Source organism: Allochromatium vinosum DSM 180 (assembly GCF_000025485.1).
Classification (GTDB): Bacteria; Pseudomonadota; Gammaproteobacteria; order Chromatiales; family Chromatiaceae; genus Thermochromatium; species Thermochromatium vinosum.
This window is the reverse complement of the sequence record NC_013851.1, coordinates 99,962-110,000: the sequence shown is the minus strand read 5'-3', so window position 1 is coordinate 110,000 and position 10,039 is coordinate 99,962. Positions and strand designations below refer to the sequence as shown.

The 10,039-nt window shown below is 64.6% G+C and carries 11 protein-coding genes and 1 pseudogene (1 of these 12 only partly in view); 4 read left to right on the top strand and 8 right to left on the bottom strand.

Annotation, left to right across the window (positions count from 1 at the left end; translation table 11 throughout):
• The 5 genes from erpA to ALVIN_RS16805 all read right to left on the bottom strand — a co-directional run.
• Positions 1 to 41, bottom strand: the beginning of a protein-coding gene (gene erpA, locus ALVIN_RS00530; RefSeq protein WP_012969355.1) for an iron-sulfur cluster insertion protein ErpA. It extends 310 nt beyond the left edge of the window; the window shows 41 of its 351 coding nt (coding positions 1-41); the start codon lies at positions 39 to 41; the stop codon falls past the left edge of the window.
• A gap of 282 nt (positions 42 to 323) precedes the next feature.
• Positions 324 to 1,346 (bottom strand): N-acetyl-gamma-glutamyl-phosphate reductase, encoded by a 1,023-nt coding sequence (gene argC, locus ALVIN_RS00525; RefSeq protein ID WP_012969354.1) that lies wholly within the window; start codon positions 1,344 to 1,346, stop codon positions 324 to 326.
• Positions 1,347 to 1,368: 22 nt separating this feature from the next.
• Entirely contained in the window at positions 1,369 to 1,734 is a 366-nt protein-coding gene (locus ALVIN_RS00520; protein ID WP_012969353.1) for a HesB/IscA family protein, read from the bottom strand.
• A 108-nt stretch (positions 1,735 to 1,842) separates the two neighbouring features.
• Positions 1,843 to 2,358, bottom strand: coding sequence for a DUF5063 domain-containing protein (locus ALVIN_RS00515; protein ID WP_012969352.1), 516 nt, complete (start codon positions 2,356 to 2,358; stop codon positions 1,843 to 1,845).
• Between the two features lie 95 nt (positions 2,359 to 2,453).
• Positions 2,454 to 2,618 carry a rubredoxin gene (locus ALVIN_RS16805; protein ID WP_012969351.1) on the bottom strand — a complete coding sequence of 55 codons (165 nt, stop codon included), beginning with the start codon at positions 2,616 to 2,618 and terminating at the stop codon, positions 2,454 to 2,456.
• Between the two features lie 138 nt (positions 2,619 to 2,756).
• Here ALVIN_RS16805 and thiD point away from each other — a divergent pair, with 138 nt between their 5' ends.
• The 4 genes and pseudogenes from thiD (at position 2,757) to ALVIN_RS00495 (ending at position 7,528) form a co-directional block, all read left to right on the top strand.
• Positions 2,757 to 3,575: a bifunctional hydroxymethylpyrimidine kinase/phosphomethylpyrimidine kinase gene (gene thiD / locus ALVIN_RS00510; RefSeq protein ID WP_012969350.1), complete on the top strand. Its 819-nt coding sequence runs from the start codon at positions 2,757 to 2,759 to the stop codon at positions 3,573 to 3,575.
• Between the two features lie 32 nt (positions 3,576 to 3,607).
• The gene (thiE, locus tag ALVIN_RS00505; protein ID WP_012969349.1) at positions 3,608 to 4,246 is read left to right on the top strand and encodes a thiamine phosphate synthase; all 639 of its coding nucleotides are present in this window, start codon (positions 3,608 to 3,610) and stop codon (positions 4,244 to 4,246) included.
• A 1-nt stretch (position 4,247) separates the two neighbouring features.
• A complete protein-coding gene (hemL, locus tag ALVIN_RS00500) occupies positions 4,248 to 5,534 on the top strand; it encodes a glutamate-1-semialdehyde 2,1-aminomutase (protein ID WP_012969348.1) in 1,287 nt (428 codons plus the stop codon).
• Positions 5,535 to 5,645: 111 nt separating this feature from the next.
• Positions 5,646 to 7,528 (top strand): annotated as a pseudogene (locus tag ALVIN_RS00495) (propionyl-CoA synthetase).
• A 95-nt stretch (positions 7,529 to 7,623) separates the two neighbouring features.
• Here ALVIN_RS00495 and ALVIN_RS16380 read toward each other — a convergent pair.
• From ALVIN_RS16380 to ALVIN_RS00480, 3 genes are read right to left on the bottom strand one after another with little or no spacing between them, the layout of a single operon-like run.
• On the bottom strand, positions 7,624 to 8,616 hold the full coding sequence (locus tag ALVIN_RS16380; RefSeq protein ID WP_012969347.1) for an NYN domain-containing protein: 993 nt from the start codon (positions 8,614 to 8,616) through the stop codon (positions 7,624 to 7,626).
• On the bottom strand, positions 8,613 to 9,071 hold the full coding sequence (locus ALVIN_RS00485; protein WP_012969346.1) for a GIY-YIG nuclease family protein: 459 nt from the start codon (positions 9,069 to 9,071) through the stop codon (positions 8,613 to 8,615). The genes ALVIN_RS16380 and ALVIN_RS00485 overlap by 4 nt, the downstream gene beginning before the upstream one ends.
• Positions 9,072 to 9,923, bottom strand: coding sequence for a RepB family plasmid replication initiator protein (locus ALVIN_RS00480; RefSeq protein WP_050750259.1), 852 nt, complete (start codon positions 9,921 to 9,923; stop codon positions 9,072 to 9,074).
• Positions 9,924 to 10,039: the final 116 nt, after the last annotated feature.

Sequence of the window (10,039 nt, the reverse complement as noted above, 5' to 3'; positions counted from 1 at the left end):
GTAAAGACGAGTGGTGCTTCGAGATCGGCTTCGGCGTTCATCGGTTTCTCCGCAAGAACCCGGACTTTTCGGACCCGGGTCAAAGACAGGACCGGGCGTCCAGTGATGCTGACGCCCGGTAGCGACTGAATCTGGGTTTCCTTGGTCTCGAATTCCAAACAGGCTCGAATCCGACCCAGACTGAAACTGTTCAGGGACGAAACATGCGTCTGTTACGGGCGATGTTCAAGCCGGGCGGAGCGGTGACTTGCGTCGGTTCGGGTGCATCGACCCGATCAGCGAGCGGCAGATCGCGGAGGATATTCCGCGAACCGCCACACACCTCAAGGCAACATGGCCAGGGCTTCCAGACCGAGCGTCTCGTCGAATCCGAACATGAGGTTCATGTTCTGCACCGCCTGTCCGGCCGCACCCTTGACCAGATTGTCGATCACCGACTGCACGATGACGATGTCGCCCTGGCGTGCCACGGCGATCCGGCAGTCATTGGAGCCGCGCACCGAGCGGGTGTCCGGGCTGCCGCTTACCATGAAATCGACGAAGGGTTCGTCGGCATAGCGCGACTGGTACAGGGCGGCGAGATCCAGGCCGTCATCGGTCAGGCGTGCGTAGAGCGTAGCCTCGATGCCGCGAATCATGGGCACCAGATGCGGGACGAAAGTCAGGCCGACCTCGATCCCGGCGAAGGTCTGGAGATTCTGGGTGATCTCGGGCAGATGACGATGGCCGCTCACCGAATAGGCTTTGAAGCTTTCGCCGACCTCGGCCATCAGCAGACTGGTCTCGGCCTTGCGACCGGCACCGCTCACGCCCGACTTGGCGTCCGCGATCAGCCAGGACGGATCGACTGCGCGCCGTTCGAGCAGCGGCAGAAAGCCCAGGGTCACAGCCGTCGGATAGCAGCCGGGATTGGCGATCAGCCGCGCGCGACGAATCGCGTCACGATTGACTTCGGGCAGGCCATAGACGGTCTCTGCGAGCAGATCCGGGCACTGATGCGGCATCCCGTACCAGCGTTCCCAGAGTGCGGGGTCTTTCAAGCGGAAATCGGCGGCCAGATCGATGACGCGCGTGCCGCGTTCGAGCAGCTCGGGCACGGACTGCATCGCCGTGCCGTTGGGCGTGGCGAAGAAGACCAGATCGCACTCGGCCAGGGCGCCGGTATCCGGTTCGCTGAAGCACAGATCCAGCCGGCCGCGCAGGTGCGGAAACATCTCGGCCACCGGCAGACCGGATTCGCTGCGCGAGGTGATGACGGCAGGCGCAGCCTGAGGATGACGCGCCAGCAGACGCAGCAGCTCGGCTCCGGTATAGCCCGTGCCGCCGACGATTCCGACTCGGATCATGCGCGAAGGACTCCGCTGTCGATCAGGAGCAACCGCCGCCCGAGGACGAGCCGCAACTGCCGCAGCCGCCGCCCATCTGGGGCAGGTTGTTGAAGATGAAGGTGGCGTTGCCGTCGCCCTGATCGACGAAATCGATCTCGACGCCGCGCAGATATTCGAGCGTGCCGTCGTCGACGACGACCTTGAAGCCGTCGAAGGACAGAACGCCGTCGTCCTCGTTGATGACGTCGGTGAAGGTCATGCCGAAGCTGACGCCGCTACAGCCGCCGGCAGTGGCGAAGACGCGCACGCCCTGCACGCTGTCGTCGACCTGCTGGAACAGATCGCTCATCTTGGCCTGAGCCGGGCCGGTCAGTGTCAGGTCCGCTTCGGTGATCGCCAGGGACATGGGTGGAATCCTCTCGAAAACTCGAAAATACGTGGGATATCACGCGAAAAATCAGCGCGGGAGCGTAGCAGAAAGCCGACCGGGAATGCCAGCGTAAAATGCACGGTATTAGAGATCGAGCCGTGATTGTGATTGGAGCATGGCCAGATGGCGTTCGGCATCGACCAGGTGCTGTCCCCAATGCTGCCTGTAGCCCAACGCCCAGGCCGTGACCGCACGGTCCGGGTCCAACTCGAACAGCGTCAGACCCTGCTTGAGTTCGCAATAGATGTCGGTGAGATCGTCGGCGAGGCTGCCGGTCATGGCGGTCATGCCGTCGGCCACCGAGTCGAATTCGAGCCAGTAGGGATCGCAGTCGGCCAGCAGGTGGCGCAGTTGACTGAAGAGTTCGAAACGCGCATCCAGATCGACAGGCTCCGGCCGATCGCCGGGCGGCGGTTCGGCGGCCACGAGCGAGCTGACGCCGGCATGCAGTCGCGGCAACAACTCGGCGATCCGCGCCAGCCAGAGACCGCGCTTGGTCGCGCGTGTCTCGATGAGTTCGCAATAACGCCTGGCGAGTCTGGCCAGATCATGATCGAAGCCAGTCTCCAGAACCCGAGTGGGAGATGTGATGGCGTCCATGCGAAGGAGTGTAGTCGAGAAAAAACGACTTGGCCGGAACGACGTTCGCGGCTTGCCGTTCCATGGCTTCGAATCACCGTCGCGGCGACGTCGGCTCAGAGCCTGACCATCTCGAAATCGTCCTTGCCGACGCCGCATTCGGGGCACTTCCAGTCAGATGGGACGTCTTCCCATTTGGTGCCGGGCGCGATACCGTCATCCGGCCAACCCTGGGCTTCATCGTAGATCAGCCCGCAAACGAGACATTGATAGGTATTCATGTACGGTTACAGCTTCCTGAGTCTGGGTAAATTCGGCGCCTGCCCGACCGATAGGCCGGCGAAGCGCACGATGATCTGGCGGACAGAATCGGGGCGTGGTCGAGCAGTTCAAGCCACGGCTGAAGCCTGGGGTACGCCATGACGGAGGCCCAACGACCCGATCGACCGCTGGTGCTCTGTGTCGGCGGACATGATCCGAGCGGCGGGGCCGGCATCCTCGCCGATGCCGAGGTGGTGCAGGCGGCGCGCGCTTTTCCGCTGACCGTGATCACGGCGCTGACCGAGCAGGATACCTGCGGACTGGCTCAGATCCATCCGCAGCCGCCTGAGCAGATCGAGGCGCACTGCCGACGCCTGCTGAGCGACAGTCCGCCCAGCGCACTCAAGATCGGTCTGATCGGCGGCGCTGACATCGCCCGGATGCTGGCCCGATTCATCGACACGCTCGCGACGGCTGAGCGTGCGCGCGTTCCGGTCGTGCTGGATACGGTACTGGCGACAGGTGCCGGCCAGTCGGTCGCCGATGCCGCGTTGCGCGAGGCCGTGCGTGAGGCGCTCATTCCACGTTGCACGCTGGTCACGCCCAATCTGCCCGAGGCGCGCGCCCTGACCGGCGCCGATGCGCCCGAAGACTGTGCCGAGCGTCTGCTCGCGGCCGGCGCGCCCTGGGTACTGATCACCGGCACCCATGACGCGACCGAGGCTGTCACCAACCGATTGTTCGGCTCGAACGGCGAACGCCACGCCTGGGACTGGCCACGTCTGCCCGGCGAGTACCACGGCTCGGGCTGTACCCTGGCCAGTGCCATCGCCGCGCGTCTGGCGCATGGAATGACGCTGATACAGGCCGTCGAGTCGGCTCAGGCCTATACCTGGACGGCGCTCGAACGGGCCTTGCGCACGGGGCGCTGTCAACTGACACCCAACCGGCTCTACAGCCAAGCGTCGGCCGATTGAACACACAGAATCAACACAATCGAAACAGTCGCATGTCGAACACATCTCTCCGAGGTCTTTATGCCATCACGCCCGATGCGCCGCTGACGATCGCGACGCTCGTCGATCAGGTCGATGCGGCCATCGACGGCGGGGCGCGTGTGATCCAGTATCGCGACAAGACCTACGAACGCGACGAGCGTCGCCGGCGCGCCGCCGCCCTGCTCGCCCGTTGCCGCGCGGCCGGTGTGCCGCTCATCATCAATGACGATCTCGATCTGGCGGTCGAGCTGGGTGCCGACGGCGTACATCTCGGCCGCGACGATCCGGACCCGCGCGCCGCACGTGAACGGCTCAGCGAGACCGCCATCATCGGCGTCTCCTGCTACGACCAGCTCGCACTGGCCGAAGCGGCTGCTGCTAACGGCGCGAGTTACGTCGCCTTCGGCAGCTTCTTCCCCTCGACGACCAAACCCAAGGCCGTGCGCCCCGATCCCGGCCTGCTGACCGAGGCCCGTCGGCGGGTTACGTTGCCATTGGTTGCGATCGGCGGCATCACGCCACACAATGGCGGGCCTTTGATCGCGGCGGGGGCCGACATGCTCGCGGTCGTCACGGGCGTCTTCGCCCAAGCCGACATCACCGCCGCCGCCCGTGCCTATACCAACCTGTTTCCGAAGGAGACCCATTGAGATGAGCCGATCCCACGACCTCTTCGCCGCCGCGCAGCGTCACATCCCCGGCGGCGTCAACTCGCCGGTGCGGGCGTTCCGCGGAGTGGGCGGCGACCCGGTGTTCTTCGAGAGCGCCTCCGGTCCCCATGCCATCGATGCCGACGGCAAGTGTTATATCGACTATGTCGGCTCCTGGGGTCCGATGATCCTCGGTCACGCCCACCCCGAGGTGCTGGCCGCCGTGCGCGAGCGGCTCGACAAGGGGCTGTCGTTCGGCGCACCGACCGAACTCGAGACCGTCATGGCCGACAAGGTCTGCGAGCTGGTGCCGAGCATGGACATGGTGCGCATGGTCAGCTCGGGCACCGAGGCGACCATGAGCGCGCTGCGTCTGGCGCGCGGCTATACCGGGCGCGACAAGATCGTCAAGTTCGAGGGCTGCTACCACGGGCACGCCGACTCGCTGCTGGTCAAGGCCGGCTCGGGCGCGCTGACCTTCGGTGAACCCAGCTCACCCGGTGTCCCCGCGGCGCTGGCTGAACTGACCATCACCCTGCGCTACAACGATATCGATCAGGTGCGCGAGACCTTCGCCGAGATCGGCTCCGAGATCGCCTGCATCATCGTCGAGCCGGTCGCCGGCAACATGAACTGCATCCCGCCCGTGCCCGGCTTCCTGGAAGGTCTGCGCGAGGTCTGTGACCAGTACGGTTCGGTGCTGATCTTCGACGAAGTCATGACCGGCTTCCGCGTCGCGCTCGGCGGCGCTCAGGCGCATTTCGGCATCAAGCCCGACCTGACCGCGCTCGGCAAGGTCATCGGCGGCGGCATGCCGGTCGGCGCCTTCGGCGGCAAGCAGGAAATCATGTCGCGTCTGTCGCCGCTCGGTCCGGTCTATCAGGCCGGCACCCTGTCGGGCAACCCGATCGCCATGGCCGCCGGGCTCAAGACCCTGGAGCTGATCTCGGCGCCCGGTTTCTACGACCAGCTTGCGGCCAAGGTGACGACCCTGATGACCGGCCTCAAGGAGCGTGCGGCGGTGGCGGGCATTGCGCTGACCACCAACCAGGCCGGCGGCATGTTCGGGATCTTCTTCACCGATCAGCAGGTGACGAACTACGAGCAGGCCACCGCCTGCAATCAGGATCAGTTCAAGGCCTTCTTCCACGGCATGCTGGAGCGCGGCGTCTATCTGGCGCCCTCGGCGTTCGAGGCGGGCTTCGTCTCCATCATGCATACGGATGAGCACATCCAAGCGACGCTCGACGCCGCCGCCGACACCTTCGCGGCCATCGCTGCGCGCTGATTGGAGCGTCGCGAGCCGTTCGGTCAAGCGCTATCCCATTAAGGTGTCCCTTGGGATAGCCATGTCCCAGGGGCACTCCATCACTGTTGGGCCACCATCGGAGAACGAAAAATGGGCTACCAAACCCTCTATGACCGCTCGATGCAGGATCCATCGGCCTTCTGGGCCGAGGCCGCCGAGCTGATCGACTGGGATCGACCCTGGGACCGGGTGCTGGACGACTCCAACCCGCCCTTCTACCGCTGGTTCAAGGGCGGCCGGCTCAATACCTGTTACAACGCCGTCGACCGCCACGTGAAGGCCGGACGCGGCGATCAGCCGGCCATCATCCACGACAGCCCGGTCACGGATTCCAAGACCGTCATCACCTATGCCGAGTTGCAGGATCAGGTCGCGCGTTTCGCCGGGGTGCTGAAGTCGCTGGGCGTCGAAAAGGGCGAACGGGTCATCATCTATATGCCGATGGTGCCCGAGGCGCTGGTGGCCATGCTCGGCTGCGCGCGCATCGGCGCCATCCATTCGGTGGTCTTCGGCGGTTTCTCGGCGCACGAGCTGGCCACCCGCATCGACGACGCCAAACCCAAGGTCATGGTCGCCGGCTCGTGCGGCATCGAGACCAACCGCATCGTTCACTACAAACCGCTGCTGGACTCGGCCATCGATCAGGCTGCGCACAAGCCGGAACACTGCGTCATCCTGCAACGTCCGCAGGAACTGGGTGTGCTGATCGAGGGGCGCGACCTGAGCTGGGCGGAGGCCATGGCCGGCGCCGAACCCGCCGACTGCGTCCCGGTCGAGGCCACGGACCCGCTCTACATCCTTTACACCTCGGGCACCACGGGTCAGCCCAAGGGCGTGGTGCGCGACAACGGCGGTCATGCGGTTGCCCTGGCCTGGAGCATGCGCCATATCTACGACGTCGAGCCGGGCGAAGTCTTCTGGGCCGCCTCGGACGTCGGCTGGGTGGTCGGGCACTCCTATATCGTCTATGCACCGCTGCTGGCCGGCTGCACCACCATCGTCTACGAGGGCAAGCCGGTCGGCACGCCCGATGCCGGCGCCTTCTGGCGCGTGATCCAGGAGCATCAGGTCTCGGTGCTCTTCACCGCGCCCACCGCCTTCCGCGCCATCAAGCGCGAAGACCCCAGGGCCGAGCATCTCAAGCGCTATGATCTCGGACGCTTCCGTTCGCTCTTCCTGGCCGGTGAGCGCTGCGATCCGGATACGCTCGAATGGGCGCAGCGCACGCTCGGCGTGCCCGTGATCGATCACTGGTGGCAGACCGAGACCGGCTGGGCCATCGCCGCCAACTGTCTGGGCATCGAGCCGCTGCCGGTCAAGCCCGGCTCGCCGACTCGCGCCGTGCCCGGCTACGACGTGCGCGTGCTCGACGACGAGGGCGAGCCGGTCAAGTCGGGCGCATCCTGATCAAGCTGCCCATGCCGCCCGGCTGTCTGCAAACGCTCTGGGGCAATGACGCGCGTTTCGTGCAGTCCTATCTCTCGACCCAGCCCGGCTACTATCTGACCGGGGATGCCGGCTACATGGACGAGGACGGTTACATCTTCGTCATGAGCCGCATCGACGACATCATCAATGTCGCCGGGCATCGATTGTCGACAGGCGGCATGGAAGCGGCGCTGGCCTCGCATCCGGATGTCGCCGAGTGCGCCGTCATCGGCGCGGCGGATCAGCTCAAGGGCGAGCTGCCAGTGGGGCTGGTGGTGCTCAAATCGGGTGTCGAGCGCGACAAGACGATGCTGATCAAGGAGCTGGTCGATCTGGTGCGCGATCAGATCGGCCCGGTCGCGGCCTTCAAGATGGTGGCCATCGTCGACCGTCTGCCCAAGACCCGCTCGGGCAAGATCCTGCGCGGCACCATGAAGGCCATCGCCGACGGCAAGGACTACAACCTGCCGGCGACCATCGATGATCCGGCCATCCTCGATGAGATCCAGAAGGCGCTGGAAGCCATCGGGTACGCCAAGCATTGATCGCGCTGTCCCCGCGTCTCTTGTGCCTCAGAGCGCAGGAGCGCGGGGAAAAGCCTGGCGCGATCAGAACGGCTGATCATGCTCAATGGCTTGGGTCAGAACATCAGTCGTTTAGCGCCTCCTGCCCCGACTTCCCGCAAGTCCGCAACAGCCTTCAGAAACCGGTTCCGCGCCGCCTTGTCGGTCAGGCCCAGCGTGTAGAGCGCCTGTCCGACCTCCGTCGCCAGATACCCGCCGCCCGGCTGTACCTTGCACTGTGCACGTACCTGAGCAAGCAGCGCCTTGTGCGATGGTGTCGATTGATTGGGCGGTGCTGCCTCTTTTGGTTTCACCCTTGGTGCAGCCGCTGTAGACGTTACTGAGGACGCAGGCACCGTCGGCGTCACGCCTTCGACCGGCGTCTTGGGGGTGGCGGTTGCCGCTCTGGCCTGGGCCTGGGCGCGATTGACCGCCGGCAAGAGCAGCGTCGGCAACTGGGTGTGAGCCGCCACCGCCTCATTCTCGGCATAGGCGACCCAAACCCGACAGCCGCGCGCCCGTACGGCCTCAGCGGCTCCGATCAGCCACTCGTCACGCGAGACGACCACCACCAGATCCGGCCCCTGACGATGCTGCTCCATGTTCGCTCCCAGCTCCAGGATCACGGCCAGATCCGCCGCCTCCGGCTTTCTCTGCACGCGCAACGCCAGGATCCGATCCTCATGCACCGCCTCATTGGCCAACGCCGTCAGCCAGCGCGGCACCGTGTGACCATGATCATTGCCGGCCAGCACCACACGCGAGACCTCCAGCCCCCAATCGTGACGAACGCTCGCCAGCAGATCGTGCGCGATGGCCGGTGACTGGTTGTCGCCGTCGATGTAGAGGGCGACGGAGCGGGGTGGTTGGAGCGGGGCCATGATCTCGATGGCCGGTGCGCACCCTTCGGGCCGCTCGGCGAGCTTGCCCGCCGACTCGCCAGCCACGACAGGCGTGGACACTCTCTCATCCGGAGGCGATCCCTCATCTTCGAAGCCGGGCGAAGGCTCGGCCTCGGCGTTGACCTCATCCGCCGGCCACAGTGCGATATCCATCGATGTCTCCGTCATGGTTCAGGCTCCTCGAACTGATCCGGCGCCGCCCGCCAGACGAGCGACACGCCCAACAGCACGCTCAACGCCGCTGTCTCCGGCACCCGATCCAGCCGGATCAGATGCGCCGGACAATCGCAGTCGCTCGCTCCGAAGCGCGCCAGAGGCCAGGAGGCGCCCGGCAGCGTACCGAGTGCGCGTGCCCAGACATGCTCGCGCCGTTCCAGTCCCCGTGCAACCCAGCAGCCCGCCACCCGACAGTGCGGGCGCAGATAGTCCAAATGCCAATGCGGACGCGCCGCCAGTCGCCCGTGATGGCGACAGCGCGCCGCCAGTCCGCCCGGACCCAGCGCACTGCCAACATAGAGCAGCTCTCCGCCGGCGAGCGTGAGGGTGCCGAGTCGCCCGATGAGCACCGGCCCCGATTGCTCAGGGATCAGCCGAACCAGATAGGTGCCATGGTCATCGCTCAATCAGGCACTCTCCTGCTCCAGCTTCCGGCGACAGCGTTCCGTGGCCTCCTCCCAGCTCTCTCCAGGCTGGGCATGCTGTTCGATGTAGGCGCGCGAGAGCTTCGGCTTGGCGGACTTGGCCGGGGACTGGGGCTTGGCCTCGGCCTCGGACGTCTGCCCGGCCTTGGGACCAAAGGTGAAGGTCAGAGCGTGAACAACACGACCGCGCTTATGCTGTTCCCACTTCACGTAGAGATCACTGTGGGCGTTGATCTGGTCGATGGCCGGATTCAGGACACGGGCCTTGAGGTCGCGGATATTAGGGTACTTGTCGCCAAGCTCGAAGCGTTCACGCAACCAATCGATCTCGACCGTGCGCGTCCCCGACTCGCGCCACTGAATCAACAACTCGTACAGCCGGATGGCGTAGATCGACGTCATGGGTGCAACGTGCTCCAGACGGTAACTGGAGAATTTGCGCTTGAGCTGGCTCAGGAACGGCAGGATGGCCGGAGCAAAGATCAGCTCGATGGATCCACGGCTCGGTAGATAGCGGATGCTGGCCACCCAGCGCGTTCGCAGTTGCGAGACATCGGGGCGATCCGGATCCGGATCACAGATGACTACGGATCGCTCATAGAGGCGCTCGGCAACATTGATCAACAGTTCGTAAGCCTGATCACGCGGGAGGCTGTAAGAATCTGCGATCTCGCTCGCCGTGATTGTGTGACAAATTCCGGGTTCCAGAATCGCCCGACTGTCGATCCGCGCAATCGTCAGGAGCAACAGCCGTTGCTCAGACAAACTGAGCATGTAGGTTGCCTCGATCAGGTGGTTGTGCTTGGTGACAATCAGAGCGCTTGACCGTGGCATCGTTTTATAATGAGACACATATTTTAAACGTGCCACATAATACACGGCATTTGTCTCACTGAAACGCTGAATTTGTCACATCAAGACCCGGAATTTGTCTCAGAATACTCGGAATT